Source organism: Pseudomonas sp. LARHCG127 (genome assembly GCF_052871455.1).
In genome coordinates, this window is record NZ_JBIXJT010000013.1 from 142,186 (window position 1) to 162,208 (window position 20,023).

Annotated in this window: 20 protein-coding genes, 1 tRNA gene and 1 pseudogene; 4 read left to right on the forward strand and 18 right to left on the reverse strand. The window is 56.5% G+C overall.

The features are described 5' to 3' along the window. Window positions 1-4 precede the first annotated feature (4 nt). The 3 genes from ACIPQ1_RS21830 to ACIPQ1_RS21840 form a co-directional block, all read right to left on the reverse strand. Window positions 5-1,255, reverse strand: a complete 1,251-nt coding sequence (locus ACIPQ1_RS21830; RefSeq protein ID WP_446534766.1) for a type II toxin-antitoxin system HipA family toxin — start codon at window positions 1,253-1,255, stop codon at window positions 5-7. A gap of 7 nt (window positions 1,256-1,262) precedes the next feature. Then, on the reverse strand, window positions 1,263-1,514 hold the full coding sequence (locus ACIPQ1_RS21835; RefSeq protein WP_207963132.1) for a helix-turn-helix transcriptional regulator: 252 nt from the start codon (window positions 1,512-1,514) through the stop codon (window positions 1,263-1,265). A gap of 281 nt (window positions 1,515-1,795) precedes the next feature. Beyond that, complete coding sequence (locus ACIPQ1_RS21840; protein WP_411386221.1) at window positions 1,796-2,074, reverse strand: DUF3077 domain-containing protein; 279 nt, start codon at window positions 2,072-2,074, stop codon at window positions 1,796-1,798. A 498-nt stretch (window positions 2,075-2,572) separates the two neighbouring features. Between ACIPQ1_RS21840 and ACIPQ1_RS21845 the strand changes: the two genes are divergently transcribed. The 3 genes and pseudogenes from ACIPQ1_RS21845 to ACIPQ1_RS21855 all read left to right on the forward strand — a co-directional run bounded on the left by ACIPQ1_RS21845 (window position 2,573) and on the right by ACIPQ1_RS21855 (window position 4,137). After that, window positions 2,573-2,812 carry a type II toxin-antitoxin system RelB/DinJ family antitoxin gene (locus ACIPQ1_RS21845; protein WP_446534767.1) on the forward strand — a complete coding sequence of 80 codons (240 nt, stop codon included), beginning with the start codon at window positions 2,573-2,575 and terminating at the stop codon, window positions 2,810-2,812. Then, window positions 2,805-3,093: pseudogene (locus ACIPQ1_RS21850) on the forward strand (type II toxin-antitoxin system RelE family toxin); the annotation flags it as partial. The gene ACIPQ1_RS21845 and the pseudogene ACIPQ1_RS21850, both read left to right, overlap by 8 nt. A gap of 618 nt (window positions 3,094-3,711) precedes the next feature. After that, window positions 3,712-4,137, forward strand: a complete 426-nt coding sequence (locus tag ACIPQ1_RS21855) for a type II toxin-antitoxin system HicB family antitoxin (RefSeq protein ID WP_446534768.1) — start codon at window positions 3,712-3,714, stop codon at window positions 4,135-4,137. Between the two features lie 677 nt (window positions 4,138-4,814). On the opposite strand, the gene ACIPQ1_RS21860 is transcribed toward ACIPQ1_RS21855, so the two are convergent. From ACIPQ1_RS21860 to ACIPQ1_RS21880, 5 genes are all read right to left on the reverse strand, one after another. Continuing rightward, window positions 4,815-6,134, reverse strand: coding sequence for an outer membrane protein transport protein (locus ACIPQ1_RS21860; protein WP_108216159.1), 1,320 nt, complete (start codon window positions 6,132-6,134; stop codon window positions 4,815-4,817). Window positions 6,135-6,365: 231 nt separating this feature from the next. After that, window positions 6,366-6,575 carry a hypothetical protein gene (locus tag ACIPQ1_RS21865; protein WP_158273936.1) on the reverse strand — a complete coding sequence of 70 codons (210 nt, stop codon included), beginning with the start codon at window positions 6,573-6,575 and terminating at the stop codon, window positions 6,366-6,368. 263 nt (window positions 6,576-6,838) lie between these two features. Beyond that, window positions 6,839-7,612, reverse strand: a complete 774-nt coding sequence (locus ACIPQ1_RS21870) for an SDR family oxidoreductase (protein ID WP_108216483.1) — start codon at window positions 7,610-7,612, stop codon at window positions 6,839-6,841. A 100-nt stretch (window positions 7,613-7,712) separates the two neighbouring features. Then, complete coding sequence (locus ACIPQ1_RS21875) at window positions 7,713-8,549, reverse strand: short-chain dehydrogenase/reductase (protein ID WP_230138893.1); 837 nt, start codon at window positions 8,547-8,549, stop codon at window positions 7,713-7,715. Window positions 8,550-8,592: 43 nt separating this feature from the next. After that, entirely contained in the window at window positions 8,593-9,504 is a 912-nt protein-coding gene (locus ACIPQ1_RS21880; protein ID WP_108216161.1) for an alpha/beta hydrolase, read from the reverse strand. On the opposite strand from ACIPQ1_RS21880, the gene ACIPQ1_RS21885 reads away from it, so the two are divergent. Next, a complete protein-coding gene (locus ACIPQ1_RS21885; protein WP_154861231.1) occupies window positions 9,503-10,231 on the forward strand; it encodes a TetR/AcrR family transcriptional regulator in 729 nt (242 codons plus the stop codon). The genes ACIPQ1_RS21880 and ACIPQ1_RS21885 overlap by 2 nt on opposite strands. A gap of 502 nt (window positions 10,232-10,733) precedes the next feature. Here the strand turns inward: ACIPQ1_RS21885 and ACIPQ1_RS21890 are convergent. The 10 genes from ACIPQ1_RS21890 to ACIPQ1_RS21935 all read right to left on the reverse strand — a co-directional run bounded on the left by ACIPQ1_RS21890 (window position 10,734) and on the right by ACIPQ1_RS21935 (window position 19,903). Next, window positions 10,734-11,009 carry a hypothetical protein gene (locus tag ACIPQ1_RS21890; protein ID WP_108216163.1) on the reverse strand — a complete coding sequence of 92 codons (276 nt, stop codon included), beginning with the start codon at window positions 11,007-11,009 and terminating at the stop codon, window positions 10,734-10,736. Next, window positions 11,006-11,986 carry an integrase domain-containing protein gene (locus tag ACIPQ1_RS21895; protein WP_108216164.1) on the reverse strand — a complete coding sequence of 327 codons (981 nt, stop codon included), beginning with the start codon at window positions 11,984-11,986 and terminating at the stop codon, window positions 11,006-11,008. Before ACIPQ1_RS21895 ends, ACIPQ1_RS21890 begins: the two co-directional genes overlap by 4 nt. Before the next feature lie 904 nt (window positions 11,987-12,890). Then, window positions 12,891-14,219, reverse strand: coding sequence for a tyrosine-type recombinase/integrase (locus ACIPQ1_RS21900; RefSeq protein WP_108216166.1), 1,329 nt, complete (start codon window positions 14,217-14,219; stop codon window positions 12,891-12,893). A gap of 164 nt (window positions 14,220-14,383) precedes the next feature. Further along, window positions 14,384-14,459, reverse strand: a tRNA-Thr gene (locus ACIPQ1_RS21905). A 75-nt stretch (window positions 14,460-14,534) separates the two neighbouring features. Continuing rightward, window positions 14,535-15,359, reverse strand: coding sequence for an FkbM family methyltransferase (locus ACIPQ1_RS21910; RefSeq protein WP_446534769.1), 825 nt, complete (start codon window positions 15,357-15,359; stop codon window positions 14,535-14,537). Between the two features lie 331 nt (window positions 15,360-15,690). Then, the gene (locus ACIPQ1_RS21915) at window positions 15,691-16,923 is read right to left on the reverse strand and encodes a methyltransferase (protein ID WP_446534778.1); all 1,233 of its coding nucleotides are present in this window, start codon (window positions 16,921-16,923) and stop codon (window positions 15,691-15,693) included. Beyond that, window positions 16,904-17,593 carry an ABC transporter permease gene (locus ACIPQ1_RS21920; protein WP_250961875.1) on the reverse strand — a complete coding sequence of 230 codons (690 nt, stop codon included), beginning with the start codon at window positions 17,591-17,593 and terminating at the stop codon, window positions 16,904-16,906. The genes ACIPQ1_RS21915 and ACIPQ1_RS21920 overlap by 20 nt, the downstream gene beginning before the upstream one ends. Next, window positions 17,590-18,285, reverse strand: coding sequence for an ABC transporter permease (locus ACIPQ1_RS21925; protein WP_250961876.1), 696 nt, complete (start codon window positions 18,283-18,285; stop codon window positions 17,590-17,592). Before ACIPQ1_RS21925 ends, ACIPQ1_RS21920 begins: the two co-directional genes overlap by 4 nt. A gap of 78 nt (window positions 18,286-18,363) precedes the next feature. After that, window positions 18,364-19,116, reverse strand: a complete 753-nt coding sequence (locus ACIPQ1_RS21930) for an ABC transporter substrate-binding protein (RefSeq protein ID WP_014336085.1) — start codon at window positions 19,114-19,116, stop codon at window positions 18,364-18,366. Window positions 19,117-19,129: 13 nt separating this feature from the next. Next, window positions 19,130-19,903, reverse strand: coding sequence for an ABC transporter ATP-binding protein (locus tag ACIPQ1_RS21935; RefSeq protein WP_079301527.1), 774 nt, complete (start codon window positions 19,901-19,903; stop codon window positions 19,130-19,132). Between the last annotated feature and the right edge of the window lie 120 nt (window positions 19,904-20,023).

A 20,023-nucleotide genomic window follows, 5' to 3' on the forward strand; every position in this document is an offset into this window, starting at 1 on the left:
GAGTTCATTTTTGCGCCAATGGCTTCCCCCTGAAGCGCAACGGTGCCGAGTCATAAAGTGCGGCAAACCGGCCCGCGTCCCACTCCCCTCGCATACCCTCCAACAACCCTCCATCCATTCGATACCCGCTGCTTGCCAGGGCCTGGCTCATCGCATCGGCGATTCGTTCGATGATCAAGGCGGGCTTATCGACTTTGCAATGCTTACGACCGAACTCGATCAATTGCTTGCGATCAGGATAAGTTTTTACCTTGTTCATCTTGATCGCCAATGTGCGGTCTACCAGCGAGCGGCCAGACTTGGGGTTGTAGTGTTCATAAACCGTGGTGGTGGTGACATCAAAAACCGGCGCCAACCGCACGCTTTCCAGTGCGTCTGGATGCGTATAGATAACACCAAAGTTTTTTAGATGGGCGTCGCCGTTGCGCACCATCACCGAGAGGCACACCGAAGAAAAAAAGCATTCCAACTCGCGAAGCGGTTCAGCATGACGGCATACCTGTTCCACTACTGCGGCGAGAATTTCGTAGCTTTGGGAGTATTTGTAATTGTCGTGGGGGTCTTTATGCAGGCCGAGCAATACCGCCATGTCTTCGAACCCCAGCCGTCCGGAAGGGGTCAGGTCGAACCTCTCCATAACAAACAACTCGCCGTTTTCCGAGAGCCAGAATGGCGGCGTTTCAAGCCCTGCCAGGCGTGCCGCCTCCAGGCAAAGGAATTCGTTTTGCGCCAGATGGGCATACTCCTCAGCACCGGATTTAACGATCAGATCGGAGCTGAGCATGGTTTTTCGATCACCCGTCAGCTTGTCCAAGTCAGGCACGAGCACCTTGGGCTGCACACCCGAAATACCCGACTCGAAATACGTATCGACCAGAAAATCAAAAACGCTTTGTGAAATGTCCGCCGACAGAATGTCCTGCAGTCCGACCTGAGCAAGAACAGGCACCGAAGCCTCGACAGGATTTAGATAGCTGAGTCGCCCGATTTGATTGCCACCTATTACCGACAACAGGCGCATATCATCAACTTGCATATGCCTGGCCATCCGACGCTTGATCTGGTCCGCCAGAAAACCCTCAGGCACATTCATGTCGAATATCGGATGAAGGACATTGCTAACTGAAGGCGTAGGGTCATAGGGCATGACCAGCGAAACCTCCCGAGGCGCCTCGGCACTGGCATACGCAAACGAGAACTGCGAACCTTTGGACAAGTCGCCGCTATAGCCTTGTGGTGTCATGACATTGAGCAACTTGCCCCTACTCATCATGTTCCACCAGATCTGCCAGGGATTTGAGATCAATGCGTTTGTCGACGATTTCCAGTGCCATTCCCAATGCAGACACGACCCGAAACAGGGTGTACATGGCCACGTTTTCACCGGCTTCAAGGTCGATGATTGTCTTGCGATTGCAGTGGGCTTTTTCAGCGAGACGTTGTTGGCTGTAGCCTTTGGCACGGCGTAGCGAACGTATTCTTTCGCCGAGAGCTGAAGGATTGAGAATGAGCATGATGTCCACCATAACGGACTTTTTGCGAGAGATCCCTGAGTATGTCCTTAATAGCGGACATTTCAATCGTCTTGTGACGGGCATCCCGAATGGGAAAGTGACATTCAGCATCCTGACCGCTGATCACACCACCTGAAACTTTGCTTCTGAAAATCTCGTAAGAATTTGCTTCCTGTGGCGAGAGAGCTTGCTCCCGCTGGGCTGAAGCAGCCCCTCTTTAATCCGCTTCTGCAAATAAAATTCAATGCTGCCCTCTCAGAGCAGCATTGCAGTGGCAGCCCTTAGGCCGGATTGCTCCCTGGCGCCTCAAGCACCTTCACCACATCATCGATGACGGCCTTGCTCATATCCTGCAAATAACACGACGCCCAGGCATACCGATCCGTACTGCGAATCATCGCCGCGTCCTCGGCCAGGACCTTGGCAACGTGGAGCAGGTCGGAGGCGTGGGACAGGGCTTCGCCGATGGGGATGCCGCTGTTGACGCGGAAGAGCGGGCGGTCGGAGTGGTAGCAGAAGGGGGTTAGGCCTGGGGTTTTGAGGTCTCTGGGATGGGTCATTGCGCACCTCCGTTTGCCAATTGGCGGCGGGCGGTGACTAGCAAAGCGATAAAGCGAGGCTGCAGCAGATCCATGGCGTGCATCGATAAACTCCCATATCAAATGAGAGCTGCCACGTTCGTTCTCAGGCGAATGGGTGGCAGCTGTGCGCAGGCTGAGAAACCGGAGATACAGGAACCCGGCAGACCCGAAGGTCTCCCACGCACAGCCGCCATTGCACGGAATGCGGACATAAAAAAACGCCGCAAAACGTGGTTCGGGCGCTGTAGCGCCTGCATCTTACTCGGGTTCTCAGGCCCGGTCGCTGAATTGGCAGCGACGGTTGGAGAGTAGCGGGCGATTGGGTAGGGTGCAATCGTGGCGCGATGCTGGCGGGTGAGGTTTAGGTAGCGATGCGTGCTCGGCGCTGGAGCAGGAACATGGGTGAGTTCTGGGCTTGCCGGAAGCAAGCTTTTCTTTCACTGTAAAGACCAATGTCATTACAGTGAGGGCCATCTTATGGCTTCCATCAACGTCCGTATCGACGACGACCTAAAGGCGCGTGCATACCGCGAACTGGAAAAACTCGGGGTGACCCCTTCTGAGCTGATGCGCCAAGCCTTGCAGTACGTAGCGGAGCGCGGCCAGTTACCGTTCAAGCCCGTCCTGATGACCGAAGACGATGAAGCCTTGTTCGCAACGGTGCGCGAGCGACTCGCAGCCCCGCAGGGGGTTAAGGTTTCGCTAGACGACCTATAGCCTCGACTTCGATGCACGGGCACTAAAGGAATGGCAAAAGCTAGGGAATACCGTCCGTGAGCAGCTCAAAAAAGAAGCCCACTACGATCCTGGCCAATCCGCGCATCGAAGCAAACCGACTGCATGCCTTTCCTGATGGCTACAAGATTAAGCTGCAAAGCAGCGGTTATCGATTGGTTTATCAGGTGATTGATCAGGAGGTCGTGGTGTTTGTCGTGGCCGTCGACAAATGTGAACGAGATCAGGTTTATCGGAAAGCGGCTGAGCGATTAGGTGGTTGAATTCGGCGGTCGGTGCGATCATCGAAAAGGTGATCAAAATAATCCATTTTTTTGCGCCCCCCTATAAATACTCTTAGTCAGGAACAACCTCGGCCATTTTCGGCTGAGGTCCACTCCTCCTGCTGGAGTTCAACTCATGAAAACCATGAGCTTGTTTGGTAACGATACCCCGGTCGACAGTTCAACCCATATTTGGTTGATGACGATCGGTAACGTGGCCTATTTCATTCCTCGTCGGTGATCTCGATGTCCGATGGTCATTGGGGCCATCGGACATTGTTGCCTCTTAGCCCGCTTGGCGCATATGAAGGCTCATTCCACGGCACCAAAAGGGAGACTGATGGGCATCGCCCGGCAAATCGAAGCGCAACATAAATGTTGCGAGCGCATCTTTTTTGTTGCACGGTGTGCTCCACCGAAACGGCGAAGGATGCACATGAAATACAGCGAGTTTCGGCGATGGTTGAAAGCCCAAGGGGTTGAGTTTCAACCCAGGAAGGGCAGTCACCTCAGGTTCCTTGAATGGCAGGTCAACTGTGTTTCCCGACCATGGAGCAAGGAAATGGGCGAAGGGTTGAGGCCTAGCTGTACCGGTAGTTGAGGCAGAGGAGAAGCGGCATGTTTGAATATGCGTTGGAAATTCACGAGGAGCCAGGCTGCGTCTGGCTGTCGTGCGCGGAAATTCCGGAAATGCACGCCGCTGGCGACAATCTCGCAGAAGCCTTGGACGGTGCCCTTGATGCGATCGGGACAGCACTGTCCATCTACGTCGATGAACGTCGGGCAATTCCCGACGGTAAATCAGATGGGAAGACAGACCATTTCCTGCTCCGCCTGCCTGCTCTAACTGCAGCCAAGGTTGGGCTGTGGAATGCGCTTCTGGAGTCTGGAATGAGCAAAGCCGAGCTGGCGCGCCGCCTGGACGTACAAAGGCCTCAAGTAGATCGTCTGGTCGACTTCTTGCACCACTCCAAGATCGAGAACGTCGAGCGCGCCTTGGAACAACTCGGTCGCCGACTCTCGCTTTCAGTGGAAGCAGCCTAGGCCCAGTGGCTGATCGCTGGTGACAAGCCCCCACAACGTCGCTGTCGGGGGCATTTTTGTACCTGGACATTGGGAGGCGGGTGCTTCGATTGCCATTGTGGGTGAGGATCACTGGCAAAAGATGCTGTTTGGTTGAGCTGGTTTTGGAAAGGTTGCCGGTTGTCCTGGCCGAAAGATTGTCGATGGGTTTGACGGCCTCATCGCGAGCAAGCTCGCTCCCACAGGTTTTTCAGAGGGGCGGATGAAAAGTGAACACCCAGAAACAACAAAGCCCTCGCATTTCTGCGAGGGCTTCGTTTTGTATGGTGGCACCAGACGAACGGTAGCTTGCTGCGAGGCCAGGTTTTCTGCGGATCTGGAATTCGCTGGAAAATTCGGCGTACCCCAACTAGTAACTATAAATAAATCAGCTAGTTATGGCGTTCGGTGGAATCGAACTCGGGATTTTTTAGAGGTCAGCACGTTGTCAGTCTGCAAGTAATTCAGAGCCACATACGGAATGGTAAGCCTCCTGAACTCGAACGTTGTCGATTATCCCCTCCGTAGAGAATAGGCAGGAATCCGCCAAAAACTGCCGTGGTGACAGACAGCAGACGGCCAATTGCTGCCTGTCAACAACGATCCCTGTGACGAACCACCTTACAGGTTCAGGAATGGGCGTTGCGTCATCAGGGCGGTTAGTACCGATAAGTGGCCTGAACCGAAACCCCATTCGCACTGTTGTCGTAGTTGGCACTGTATTCCGGTTGAAGACCTGAGTTGTTCGATTGCTTTACCGAGACTTTGGAATCCCAGAGATAACCGTAAGCAAAGTCGATCGTCAGATCGGGATTCGGCGAATAAGCACCGCCCAAGGTCACGGCTTGGCGATTCCCGACCGGAACGCGCACGCTGCGATCGGCGTTCCTGATGGGCGACGGGTCATAGGCGTAGCCTGCGCGCAGTAGCCATTGCTGGTTCAATTGATAAGAGGCACCCAGAGCACCAGACCAGGTGTCACGCCAGTTCATTTCTTCGGTCACACTTCCCAGGCCAGCTGCCTGGCCCAGGGGGGAAAGACCGCTGTTGAGGGCCTCAACCTTCTGGATCCGACTCCAGCGTTTCCAGGTAGCTCCCAGGTAACCCGTCCAGCGACTGTTGAAATGATGGGTGATGGACGTATCCACGGATTCGGGCATCGTGAGATCTATCTTGTTGTCATACTTTCCATCCAGCGAAATAAAGCTCGGGGAGCCGGAAACCTCAGTATGCCCTTCAAGTTCATAGTCCACCTTCGAGTGATAGTTGATCCCCCAGCTGGTGGCCTCGGTAAAGTCAATCAAGATGCCGACGTTGTAGCCAAGTGCGGTGTCATCGCCTTTGATGGTGACCAGCGTGTCTTCGCCGTTGTTCAGGGCGCCGGTGGCCAGGTAGTTCTGAAGCTTTGCATTGAAGCGGTTTATGGTCGGTCCGCCACCAATGGACACGTAATCATTGATCCGCCAGGCAATGGTGGGCTGCAGGGTGATCTCCTTGGTCGTGCTATAGGAACCATGGTAACGGCCTTGAAAACTGCTCTCGTAATCATTGATCAGACCACTCGGAGCATACAGGCCCAGACCCATCGAAAAACGATCGTCAAGCGGCGTCGACATGTAGGCAAAGGGCACAACCCCCAAAGGGACCGAGTCCCCTTTGTTCGTTCCCGGGGCACTGCTCTGCGCGTCACTGATGTCATCGCTCACCGAGACGACCGCGGCTCCGCCGGAAATCTCGGTACGTTTCAATTTGGTCAAACCTGCAGGATTTCCAAAGATAGTGCTGGCGTCCAGCGCAGAAGACGATCTCCCCGCATAAGCAGTACCCGCACTGCTTGCACTTTGTTCATTTAAGGCAATGCCATTGGCTAGGACGCTTGTGGAAGCGCTGAGTATTGCCACGACACCTGCGAATTTAGTCCAGGCAGACACTTCTCCCACGACTGAGAGATACATGATTGCACGGTTGCTCAGTTTCATTTCCCACCTCGTATTGTTTTTATTGATTGGTGCGCAGGCAAAGCTTCACCTTCCGGTGCACTTGGCAGTGCCGGTTGGCGTTCATCGATGTTGTGAAAAGGTCCCTGTAGAAGGCACCTTGTAGCCCGATTCGCCGGCGTGCTCTGTTGCAGATGCTGCCTTGCGAGGTAATGACAAATAGCGCGGTGAGCGCGCGGAGCTACGCCGGCAACTAGCTCCGATCACGGGCGATCAGAACGCGCCTGAAGTTCCGTTATGCGCCAAAGCCGTGAGAAATCCCTCTAGCCACTCATGGCGCTGCCGGTAGGCTTCATCCGTGACATGGCCATAAGGGCAGTCGAAGAGTGTTCGGCCGGAAAGTCCCGACTCGAATCCGACATCAAAAGGCTTTTTCTCTGCCTTAGTGCTGAGCTCCTCAAGTTCATGAAGGGTGATGATCATGATCATTCCTCGTGTAGCCCAGAAGGGCGTAATTGGTCGGGCAGAAGATAAGAAGGGGCTTGAATCCGCTCCAAGGTTTCTATTACCGATCGGCAACACTTTACTTATTGCAGGCAAGGGCGCCTCACCGGAGAACTGTTCGTTGATCCAGTTCTCCTACTACTATTATTGCCAGAGTTAGATTGTTCGGTGGCTAGAAGCTATATATGATGACCCCTTCTCCGTAACGGATACCAAGTTGATGGAGACTAGAAGGTATTTAACTAATAGCCCGACAGATTCTTAATAATGGCTCTGCGCGTGCGCTGTGGCAGAAATTTAGTCACGGCACGCATCAGTCGAGGACGCCAGGTATCAACTTCCCAATGAACGCCCCTTCGGTTCTGCACGGCTTTCCATACTGTTGCAGTAACATCGCTGGCTTTTAGATGAATACCTACCGAGTCGACGATATTTCCATGTGCCGCATCCATCATTGGCGTAGCCACAAAATTTGGCATCACGTCACATACATAAATCCCGTATCGATCCCACTCGATGTTTAAGGCCTCAGTAAATCCTTTTACCCAAAACTTGCTGGCTGAATATGATGCCTCGCTTGGTACGCCATATTCAGAACTGAGGGAACACATGTTAATCATCGCCGGCTCCGCGCTTTCCTTAAGGTACGGGAGCGCATGGAAGGCACCAATCTGTATCCCCTTAGCATTGACATCGGTGACCGAGAGGTGTTTCTCAAGAGTCACTTTCTCAAAATCATCGATGAAGGCTATGCCTGCGTTGTTGAACAGCACATCAATGGCACCGCCGCTCTCGGACGCAAACTCACTTAACACGGCGGCAAACTCATCAGATTGAGTAACATCTAGACGACGATAGAAATGACTTCCACCAAGTTTCTTTTTCAGCATGACAAGGTCTGTCTCACTGATGTCTGTCGCTGCGACTCGGTATCCCTGCTTAGCAAAAAACAAGGCCGTTTCGGCACCAATTCCTTTGCCCGCGCCTGTGATGAATATAGTAGGTTTATTGTTCATCTTAATGTCCATGTGTAAGCCGCTTAAGCGGAGCAAACTTGCTGACTGCCCTCTGAGCTTGGCACTGAGAGTAATAAATCAGTTTATCTGCACAGGGCAGTTATTTTTCCATCTTGCGAATCAGCGCATGAATTCTTTTATCACGGTCCAAAGTCAAATCCGTGAGCAGATTAAAGATCCCTCGAAGAATAGAAATGGGGATCCACCGGCGCGGACAGTTAATTCGGGCAGAACGAGTCTGAACCCCCTTGACGACTGCCTCCGCGATTCTCGCTGGCTGAATAGGCGCTCTCAACACACTTGGGTACGCCAGCTTCACAAGCTCAGTGGCTTCTGCATTCCCCCCAAAAGCGCTCTTGGCGATCGCTGTCGATACCCAACCTGGGTAAAGAACACCTGCAGTAGCACCTGTCCCTGCAAGTTCAGCCCGAAGAGAGCGGCCGAACATCTCTACACCAGCTTTGGACATGGCGTAGGGCGCATTCACCACCCCATTGACGAACGCATATACGGATGACGTGACTAGGACATGACCATTGCGGGCGCAAATCTGGGGCAGACACGCACGCACCGTCCGCCAAACACCCAATAGGTCGACCTCAACGACTCGTTCGAATGTCGCCTCGTCCATATTTCTGATGGTCGTGGGCGGATCACAGGCGATACCCGCATTAGCGAACACGACGTCGATTCCACCAAAGGTCTCTACAGCCCTCGCAACCGCTCGATCCAAATCTTCGCGGGAGGTGACGCTCGCGAATATCGCTAGAGTTCGTGGGCCAAGCTCCGTTGCAAGCTCTTGGATAGCGTTTTCTGTTACGTCCAGCAGTACAACCTTCGCGCCGACGGCATGCATTGCTCGAGCGGTTGCGGCACCAATGCCTCCGCCCGCGCCAGTAATTAATACGACCTTATCCTGCAAATGAAACATGTTCATATCTCGATATTGTTATTGTTGGGCAGACAGCGATGGCGCTAAGTCATGCAGCGTGGAAGCGTGCGGCTCCGCGTGAGACGCGACGCTTTAGAAAGGAAATTTGCTTCTGGATGACATGCTCGAAGGCCTCCCCGACATAGATGTCGAAATGTCCTTCCTTGCACATATGAATTTCAGCGTCAGGAGCCCTTTTGGCATGGCGCAATGTGGGGCCTGTAGGTGCGACGCTATCTGTTTCGCAGATGCAAAATAAAATTGGGCAAAGAAGCTTCGGGGTCTTTTTCCCCGGCCTATAGAGCCCGATAGCCAGCGCAAATCGAGCCGCTACGTAATTCTTGAAAGGGTATTTAGCGGGTACCAATCCAAGATACCCAGACTCCGCATCCGGTGCGGTCATAAGCGCCGCAGACCACTTTGGCCCAGCTAATTTGGCGGTTACAGGCCCGGCACCAATTAGAGAGCAAGCCACGTCGGCGACACCCCATGCGGTCAATTTGAGCGAAGTGAACAGGTCGACCTTTAGTAATGACGCCAACCCATCAGTAAAAGGGCACTGGGCCATCACAGCTGCGATCTTTGCATCAGCCGCTGCGGTGTAGATCACGTGCCCGCCGCTAAACGAAGTGCCCCATAGGACTACCTTTGCGGCATCCAAATCGTCATGGGTTCGAGCATAGGCAACGGCTGATCGCCAATCCTCCTGCTGACGCTTGATGTCCAGCAGTTGCCTAGGTTCGCCTTGGCTTGCACCAAAGTTGCGGTAGTCGAACACCAGGCATGCGTATCCGGCCTCACAGAAGCGCTCGGCAAACGCTTCTAGGCGCATTTCTCGTACGCCACCCAGGCCGTGAGCCATCACGATGACGGGATGTGGCTTAGGTTGTTCTGGCAGGTACAGCCAAGCGGCGCACCTTGCGTCGCCGGATGGAAAAGAGACATCGAGACGTTGGAACATGGCGGGTACCTTTGTTATTTTTTTGATGCTATTCCACTTTTGGATGAACATACAACAACCAATCGTCGTGTATACTCGCGCCATGACAAATTCCACGCCCTCTACTCCCGCTCCCGCTCCCACTCGCACCCAGCGCAAGGCTGAAGCCACGCGGCTAGCGATAATCCAGAATGCCGAAGCCTTGCTTTTGGAGGGCGGAGCGGCCGCTTTTACTCTCGAGGCCGTAGCTGAACGGGCAGATATTGCGGTGCAGACCATCTACAACAGGATTGGCGGGCGATCAGCTTTGCTTATGGCTGTTGCTGAACGGGCCTTTGAGGAAAACAAGGTTTACATGGACGCAGCTTATGCGGCTGCCGGGACGCCCATGGAGCGACTTTGGATCGTTGCACAGGGTTATTTTCGCTTCGCTTGTGAGCGGCCAAATGAGTTCCGCCTGCTCGCAGATCCCCCCAATGAGCCTGAAGCGGTCGCGCGAATGAGCGATTTGATAAGGCACCAGAACAGCAAGATGGAAGCAGCCTTACGCGATGGCATAGCTGACGGCACCATTGACCCCACGATAGACCCATGCCTGGCTGCCACCTCGTTATGGGCAGCTGCAAATGGCATCCTGAGCTTGTCTTGGCGGGCGGATGCAACTCCTATAAGTCAAAACGGAATGGAGCAGTTGTGGGCGCAATGGGTGAGTATTGTCGTCAAGGGCATCTCCATACGCCGTACATGATTCTTTGCAGTCCGTCATGAAAGAAGTGACTACCCCCGCTCCGGTAGACATCCCCGGCCATGCTGGATCGCCTCTGCTTTTGTAGTCACTCGATGACCGCTTTTGGCCGATTCTGTTGAAAAGTCGGTTCGCCCAAACAGTCTGGTCATTCACTGGTTAAATCGCCTTTTTTGCACGCTGCTACGTAAAGTCTGCGTCCGGAAGCCTCTGCCGAAAGCAAAGATTTAAATCTCGGACGCATACTTTTCTGCTGCGCAAACCATGGCCGACTTTTTCAACAGAATCGACCGGAAGCAGTCGTTCCTGGACGTCCGCTTCTGGCCCAGGCTGTGTAAATAAGCAGGCACCGTTTTAAAGTCTGCGTCGCTACGTAAAATCTGGCAGTCCTTGGTTAATCAGCAGACCTGAAATTTGCGTAGGAACGCGATTTCCGTTCTGGTTCTGAACCTCAATCCTGCGCTAAAACGTTTTTACACAGCCTCGGCCGTCTTCTGACATTCGTTTAGCGGTTGAACTGAAAGGGTTTTCCTAAGCGATGAGTGAGTAATTGCATGGTCAGCAAATAGTAATACCGCGTCGATTCAGCGTGCTGGTTTAGGTGGTGATTCAAAAACCACGCCAGGTGTTTTCTTTGCCAAGTCCATGGATTGTCGCGTTGCCAGCGCTCAGCGATTGCTGTTTGGATAGCCTTCGCCTGACGTAGGTGGCGTTGGCGGGTGGTATGCGACCCGGTCAGGACGCCTGACAGGAACAGCTCCATATCGAATGGCTTGCTCATGCTCGACCACCAATGTAAGCCGACACCACGTCGATACGGCCATGCCCCAGCTCATAGCTGATTTGTACTCGGGCATCCTGATCTAGGCGTCGGTCGAGTTGATAGCAATGGCCTCCGTTGATGGGGGCGGGATGGCGGGTGATTTGCTCATAGCGTTCGCACGCATAAGCCGCGCGCAGTTCGTGGAAGCCTTTGAAGTTGTGCGTATGGAGGATATCTCGGGCGGGGCGGACGATCCCCTGCAAGAAATCGAGGTAGCTTTCGTTCGGTGCCAGCAGGTTGCGGCCACCATCGGGCGAAACCTGTTCGGCAAACCTCAGAGCTTCTCGAATATGGTCATCTACCGTAATCCAGCGAGGTGCTGACGCACCGGATCGGCCGCCTTTGGTGCCGTCCTGGATGTTGATCTTGTCGTAGTGTTCGGCTTCACGCTTGAGTCGCGGTAGGTCGGCCAGAATCGCTTCGCGCAGACGCATGCCAGTGGCTCGCGTTAACTTAGCGATGGCCGCGGTGCGCGGCTGCTGATGTTTGCAAAGTACCTCTACGATCCGCTTCACGTGTTCGCGGTCTTGGCCTTGTGGCACCGAGCAACGAACGCTGGTGCGCCGCATTCCCAGCGCCTTGCTCGGACTCGGCACTTTCACATACTGATCACCGCGAAGCGCGGCCATGGTCCGGTTGACGCTGGACAACCGGTTTAGCGCGGTGGCGATGGCGAGCTCACCTTGGTCAACTTGCTGACGCAGATGTCCGGCGTAGTCCAGCAAGGTCTGCCAATTAATTTGCCGCGCATCGTTAAACCCCGGCCCTTCCTCCGACCGACACCAGCGTACAAACGCTTGCCACCGATCACTGTGCGCCTTGACCGTGCCGTAATGCCCGCCGCCAAACAGGTCTTTCAGTGCCTGCGGTCCTGCAAAGCTCAGTTGCCGGCCATAGCCAAAATTGCGCCCATCTCGTCTAGCTACTAATCCCATGACCATATTCCTCTCGAAGCCAAACCTTCGAAACCTTCCCCACGTCATCCCGCCAAGAATGCTGAGTGTTATCAGGGATCAAGGCCCCTGCGACCTGTGAGGGTTGTCCACTAACGCGGGACTGGCGGCTCTTTACGACCGGGAGCTTAGGCATCTCATAATCTGGCCTCCTGAGCACTTCCGCAGAAGTGGGCGGGTGGAGGCTGCACTGGCTGACGAGACCAGCGCCGCGAGATCCTGAGTCGGGTGAAGGCAGTGAGGCGACGACCGGGGCATACCTGACTGTCAGTCAGGTGCAGTCCATTCCGTGGGCTGCGGCACCATCATCGGCATCGCTGTTGCTGGTAACTTCGGTGTTTGTCACGCCGATTGTCACGAGGGGGAATGCCGCAAAGCCTTGTACGAGTTGGGCTGCAGCAGTGGTAGTAGCGCCCGTCTCTTTCCGGAAGAAAGAGACGGGCGCAGGTTGGCGCAATGAAATGGCCAAGCGGATAGGTTGCTGCAGGGCAGCGAAGTAAAGGGGCATCTGGCGCACGAGGGCCATGAGTAGAAGTGGCATCCATCACATGGGTAGTGACCGTGCGTGCTGCCGGACGCTAAACGCACTTGGGGAGAACCACCACGGTGTGGCGTAGCCTTAAAGGTCCTGGCTACCTGGGTCGCTGTCAACGACAGCGCTTTGCCAGATCTTTTCTACGCCTGTGGATAATTCGGGTCAAGGCTCGAATTTCCGGGAGTTCTGCGGCTGTGGATGAAATTATCCACCAGTGGAAATCAGTGGTTTTCCACAGACAGTTTGCGTGGGCTTTAGATTTTTTAAATGAGGTCCATCCAAGCAGGGCGGCTTTGCAGCCCCGCTTGGATGGACCCGCGTGGAAGGGCGGACTGCGGTGATCTCTTTGGCTTACCCACGTTTGGATGCGCCACGGCTATTTTGTAGGGCTGTAATGTTGTCGCCGACCGGGTGAGCGAATTCGTGGGGCGTCACATGCCCATGGCGGTTGGCGTCGATGTAGTTGCTCCACCACGCCATGATCAGCCGACGCTGTTCGAGGAATTCGGCCTTGTGGATATAAGCGGCGCGCACGCGGTTGCGTTCCTTGTGACTCATTTGCCGTTCGATGGCTGCGTCGGTCCATAACCCGGACTCCAGCAGGGCGCTACAGGCCATGGTCCTGAAGCCGTGGCCGCACACGTCCTTGCTGGTGTCATAGCCGACGTTGCGGAGCATGGTGTTCACCGTGTTCTCGGACATGGGCTTCCAGTACTTGTGGTCTCCCGGTAGCACTAACTCTGAAAAACGACTGAGGCTGCGCAGGCGCTCCAGTATTTCGATGACCTGCGGCGAGAGCGGAACCATTTGAATGTCGCCGTTCATTTTGGTCCCGCGTGTGGAGTTGCGTACCCCTTCAATCGGTGCGCGGGTATCGGGGATTTCCCACATGGCGCGTTGGAAGTCGAACTCACTCCATCGCGCGAAGCGCAGTTCGCTGGAGCGGACAAATACATGCAGCGTCAACAGGACGGCGAGGCGCGTCAGCTCGCGGCCGTTGTAGTTGTCGATACGGTGTAGAAGCTCGGGTAGACGGTTGAGGGAGAGGGCCGGGCGATGGATTGTGCGCGGCGCGTGAATCGAGCCTGCCAGATCCAGTGCAGGATTCATGGTGATCTGCCGAGCCCTTTTGGCCCCGCGCATGATGGTGGATAAGTAGTTCTGTACCCTTAACGCCACATCCATGGTGCCGCGTTCCTTGATGCGCTGGGTGATCTCTAGCAGGTCGTGGGTATCGAGTTCGGCGATGGGGCGTTGGCCGATCAGCGGGAAGACGTGGGTGCGCAGTCGGCTCATTACGGTTTTTGCGTGGCCTTCGGTCCAGCGACGGGACATGTCGGCGTGCCACTCCAGAGCAACGGTTTCGAAAAGCAGTGCCGCCCGCTGGGCTACGATCTTGGCCTTCTTCTTTTCTTCCATTGGGTCGAGGTTGTCGAGCAACAACGCCTTGGCTTCATCGCGCTTACGTCGTGCGACGGAAAGGGTAACGATGGGGTAATTGCCGATGATGAGCGTACCTTCCTTGCCACTGGGCTTGGTGTATTTCAAGCGCCAGGTCTTCACGCCATTGGGTTTGACGAAAAGGTACATGCCGCCGCCGTCGAACAGTTTGTAGGCGTGTTCGCGGGTTTTGGCCGTGCGGCATTGCAGGTCGCTGAGGGGGATCGCTAGACGTGGCATAGGGGTACGCGCTCCTGACCGGGAAATCGCAGTACCCCTAACATACCCTCGGGGAAGGGGGATTTTGTTGGATCCCGACGGAGGGTCCTGGAACGAAAAAACCCGCCAAAGGGCGGGTTTTCGGGGCTTCCAGAGTATTCGGTGGAATGCAATGGAGCCTAATGTGGTGCCGGCACCAGGAGTCGAACCCGGGACCTACTGATTACAAGTCAGTTGCTCTACCAACTGAGCTATACCGGCGTGTGGGCGACGATTATAGCGATTGGGCGCGTTCTGTAAACCCCTGAATTCTGACTATTTTTGCACGACCCATGCTCAAGCGCGGCGCAGCAGGGCGCGTACTTTCTGCAAGGCTCGCCACGCGCGGCTGTTTTGCATGGCGTGGAGTTGGGCTTCGGCCTGTTCCGCCCGTTGCAGTGCGGCGCTGAGCTGTAGGTCTGCATCGTCGATGGGGTGGCTGAATTTGTGGCCTTTGCAGAGCTGGAAGCCGTCGAGGTTGCACGGGGGGATGTCGAAGGCGGGTTTGAGGGCCAGGTGTTCTTCGGCGAGGTAGTAGGTGTTGATGCCGTCGAACAGGATGGATTTATAGCCGGCGTCGGTTATCAGGTTTTCCCAGGTCTGGTCGCGGGCCCACGGGGTTTCGATGAGGATGATCCAAGGGCGCCAGCGGCTGAAGTCCATGCCGCGCAGCACGGTTTCTTCATGGCCTTCGACGTCAATTTTCAGGAAGTGGATGGCGCGGTCCTGGGCGTATTGCTCGCAGATGGAGGCCAGGGTGCGGGATTGGACTGTCTGGGTGCGCACGTCCATGCCGGCGTCGCGGTGTTGTTGGGCGACGCTGGTTTCTACTGTGGATAAGCCTGTGTCGGCGATGGTGTAGAAAGTCAGGCTGTCGGCGTTTTCGCCGGCCACGCATTGCAGGTTGATGTCGTACGGGCGTTGTTGGCAGAGTGCGTCGTGGTAGGCTGGCACCGGTTCGATGTTGATGCCGCGCCAGCCGCGGTCGTAAAACGCGCGGGTGACCGAATCATCTGTCGGATGGTTGGCGCCGACGTCGAGGTAAAAGCCGTTTTCCACCGATTGAAGGGCGCGCCACAGGCGTATGTCTTCGAAGTTTTGTGCGTAGGAAATGAACGTCACGGCCTGTCCTTGAGTGTGTCGGCATGGTGTCAATCACGATACGTGGGGCTGTTGTATAGCACGGGCGCGGTGGACGCAATTATTGGCGCGGGGCAGCACTGAATTCGGCGGTTATGTCGTTTTGCTTAGACGCTTATGCACAACAGGCAGGATGGCGTGCGGGGCATCTTGCGATTTTGTGACCGCTTTCGCGTTTCGTCGCAAATACCTGTTTTCATGGTTTTTTATCCATGTGAACAAAAAATGACCAATGCTGATTCGGTCAGGAAATCACGGATTTCTTGGATCCGAGTTTATTTCATCAACAGAGTTATCCACAGGCTGTTTCGTCTCAGTAACGTTCTGCCAGCAACAGCAGATTGCGCGGCGTCAGTGGGGTTTCGCAGAAGGTGCCGAGGCGAACGTCGTAGCCCTTTTGCGAGAGGAAAAGTGCTCGGTCCAGCACCAGCCAAAGCTCCAGTGGCCGTCGGAAAAGGCCTCGCAGCAACTCCAGGTTGCGCACCTCGGCCAGGCGCTGGTGACCTGCTGCTTCCAGAGCGACCCAATCAGGCGTGCCGACTGTGGATAAGTCTTTCAGGGCCGCCAGATCGGTGCAGTACTGGGCGAAGGATTTTTCCAGCCAGGCGCTGGGCAATGACGGGGTGGGCAGGTAGTCGTCGCACCCTCTGATCTGCCGCTGCAGGAGGTCGAAACCCAGGCGCCAGGCCATGGATTGGTCCCGCTGTCTTCTTACACGCGCGCCAGCGGTGACGGTTTCGGCTTGCGGCAGGCCGAGATCGTCGAGTGATAGCTGTAGGGCAGAGACTTTGGCTGCGTCGGACAGTGCTTGATAGCGCTCGCTGCTGATGCGGTTGTAACAGCATGGCGCGATAGCCAGTTGTGCACAGCCCGCGGCGCTGGCCAGGTGCATCAGGCGCACATGCAGGTCGCCGCAAGCGTGCAGGGCCACGGGGGTATGTTCCGGATGCAGTACCTGGGCCGCGTCCGCCGCGAGCACATCTTGTTGCAGGTGCGTGGCGGGCAGGCGATGGCGTTGGCTCAACAATTGGCCGCTGGCGACCAGCGTAGGATCGTACTCCAGGCAGGTCAGTTGCTGCTCATCGTGCAGCAGGCGCCGACCGAGGTGGCCTTTGCCGGCGCACCAATCGAGCCAGTGGGTCGGCGGGGTGGTGAAGCGCAGGCGGCAGGCGAAGGCTTCGATCTGTTGCCATTTGCGCCCGGGCACGTCGACGTTCAGGCGATGGCTTGGCGCTTCGAGCGTGCTGTCGGGTAATGCTGCGACAGCACTCAACGCGCGAGAGGTAGCGGCCAGTTCCGGGAAGGGCGCTGGCGCGTCTTCCATCAACCATGGCTGGTGATGATCGTTTTCCGCAGCTTCCAGCGATCGCTGGCGTAGCCATTGGGCCAATTCCGGGTAGGACGTTTCCCAAGGCAGATGTAGATAGGTGAATGGGCGTGGTTTCCACAGCGCCTGGTGCGCCGTAAGAAAAGCGTCTAACGCCGTGAAGCGGGCGAGCAGTGCCTCGCCCGTCAGAACGCCGCTATCAGCGTCCTTGGCAGGCATCGACACGCAACCAGCGTTCCAGTTGCTTGAAACCTTGAACCAGGACGAAGGACATCAGCAGGTAGAACATGCCCGCCGCGAAGAAGATCTCCACCGGCATATAGGTCCGGGCAATGATGGTGCGGGCCATGCCGGTGAGTTCCAGCAGGGTCACGGTGCTCGCCAGGGCGCTGGCCTTGAGCATCAGGATCACTTCGTTGCTGTAGGCCGGCAGGCCGATGCGCGCGGCGCGAGGCAGCATGATGTAGAACAGCGCCTTGGGCCGAGACATGCCCAGGGCCCGCGCGGCTTCGATCTCGCCACGGGGGATGGCCTGGATCGCGCCGCGCAGGATCTCCGCGATGTAGGCGGCCGTGTGCAGGGTCATGGTGGCCGTGGCGCACCAGAACGGATCCCGCAGGTACGGCCACAGCGCACTGCTGCGCACGGCATCGAATTGCGCCAGGCCGTAGTAGACCAGGAACAGCTGGACCAACAGCGGCGTGCCACGGAAAAAGAAGATGTAGGCGTAGGGCAATGCCCGCACCTGCCACAGGCGCGAAGAGCGGGCGATGCCCAGTGGAATCGCCAGCAGCAGTCCGGCGATCACGGCGATGGCCACCAGTTCCAGGGTCAGTGTGGCGCCTTGGGCCAGCTTCGGCAGCCACTTGATGATGATGTCCCAGTTCATTGGGTGCTCCTGGTAAATCCACGGGCGGCGCGTCGTTCCAGCAGGTGCATGCCGATCATGGCGAGCACCGTCAGGCCCAGGTACATGAAGGCGGCGACCATATAGAAGGTGAACGGTTGCTTGGATACGGTCACGCCGATTTGCGCATGGCGCATGATTTCTTCCAGGCCGATCACCGAGACCAGCGCGGTGTCCTTCATCAGGATCATGAACAGGTTGCCCAGGCCAGGCAGGGCGATGCGCCACATTTGCGGCATGATCAACCGGGTGAAGATCCGCCACTTCGACAGGCCGAGGGCGACGCCGGCCTCGCGGTGGCCCTTGGGGATCGCCAGGATCGCGCCGCGAAACACTTCGGTGGCGTAGGCGCCAAAGCACAGGCCCAGGGCAATGACCCCGGCGGCGAAGGCATCGAGGGCGAGGTCGGGGTTGCCGAAATACTCACCCAGGGCACGCATCAGGTTGACGGTGCCGAAATAGATCAGCAGTACCCAGAGTAATTCCGGGATGCCGCGAACCAGTGTCGAATAGGTGCCGCCCAGCCATTGCAGCGGCTTGTGCGGCGAGGTCTTGGCCAGGGCGCCGAGCAGGCCGAGTACCAGCCCCAGGCAGAGGGCCGTGAGCGCCAACTTGACGGTCATCAGCGCGCCGGCGGCAAGCGCCGGGCCGAATCCGTAGAGATCGATCATCATGGGTAGGAATTCATATCGCGGCAGGCTTTGCTAAGGGCCGGCGCTGCCAGAGAGCTGCGCCGGCCAGGCACGTCAATATCAATAGATATTGAACGGGAAGTACTTGTCGTTGATCTTTTTATAGGTGCCGTCGGCCACGATTTCTTTCAGGGCAGCGTTCAGCTTGTCGCGCAGCGGATCACCCTTGCGCACGGCGATACCGATCTTGTCGCTTTCCACCACCGGGTCGCCCTTGAATTCGTAAGCACGGCCAGCATCGGTTTTCAGCCAGTCGTAGTTCACGTATTTGTCCGCCAGGATCGCGTCGACGCGGCCGGAGGTCAGGTCCAGGTAGGCGTTATCCTGGGTGTCGTAAAGCTTGGTGGTGATGTCGCTGCCCATTTCATCTTCCAGCCAGGTGCCGGCGAGGGTGGAGCGTTGTGCCCCGATGACCTTGCCGTTGAGTGAGGCTTTATCGGTTTTGAAGTCGACATTTTTTGGCGCGATGAATTGCAGTTTGTTGGAGTAATACGGGTCGGTGAAGTCCACGGCCTGCTTGCGTTCTTCAGTGATCGACAGCGACGAGACCAGGAAGTCGAACTTCTTGGCGTTCAGGGCCGGGATGATTCCGTCCCAGTCGGAAGTGACCACTTCGCACTCGACTTTCATCTTGGCGCAGAGGGCGTCGCCGATGTCTTTATCGAACCCCACGACCTGGCCGCTGGCGTCCTTGTTGTTGAACGGCGGATAGGCCGCTTCGATGCCCATCTTCAGCTTTTCGGCCGCCATGGCGCTGGCCGAAAAGACCAGGCTGGCCGCTGCGGCCAGGAGGAATTTCTTGTAGGTCTGCATGTGTACTGCTCCGTTAGCGGTTGCTGGACATGAATTGTTTGCAGCGCGCCGAAAGCGGGTTCTCGAAGACCTGCTGTGGCGATCCTTGCTCCTCGACCAGGCCTTGATGAAGAAACACGATTTCGCTGGAAACCTGACGGGCGAAGCCCATTTCATGGGTGACCAGCAGCATGGTGCGTCCTTCTTCGGCCAGGGCGCGGATCACACTAAGTACTTCCTGGACCATTTCCGGGTCAAGGGCGGAGGTGGGTTCGTCGAACAGAATCACCTTGGGCTGCATCGCCAGGGTGCGGGCGATGGCGGCGCGTTGCTGCTGGCCGCCGGACAGCTCGGCCGGGTAGGCGTGGCGTTTGTCGGCGATACCGACCTTGGCCAGCAGCGCTTCGGCCACTTCGACGGCTTCGGCCTTGCTCTGGCCAAGCACCCGGCGCGGGGCTTCGATGATGTTATCGAGCACGCTCATGTGCGGCCAAAGGTTGAAGTTCTGGAAGACAAAACCGATCTCGCTGCGCAGGCGATTGATCTGTTTGCCATCGGCGGCCACCAGTTCACCGTTTTTCGCGGCCTTTAGCTTGAGCTCTTCGCCAGCCACCAGGATCTGGCCCTGGTTGGGGTTTTCCAGCAAGTTAATGCAGCGCAGGAATGTGGACTTGCCGGACCCGGAGGATCCGAGGATCGAGATCACATCGCCGTCGCGGGCGGTCAGCGAGACGCCTTTGAGCACCTCCAGCTGTCCGTAGCGTTTGTGCAAATTGCGGATTTCAAGCGCGGGCGTGGCCTGGGCCATGTGCGGTCCTCATGGTATGTGCTCCCTTGCTGTTGGCAGCCTTCCTTGGCGAGGCGGCCAAGCTAGCATGCGTCCGAATGGCCGCCAACAGCGCGACGGGCGGTAAACCGGTGATGTGCG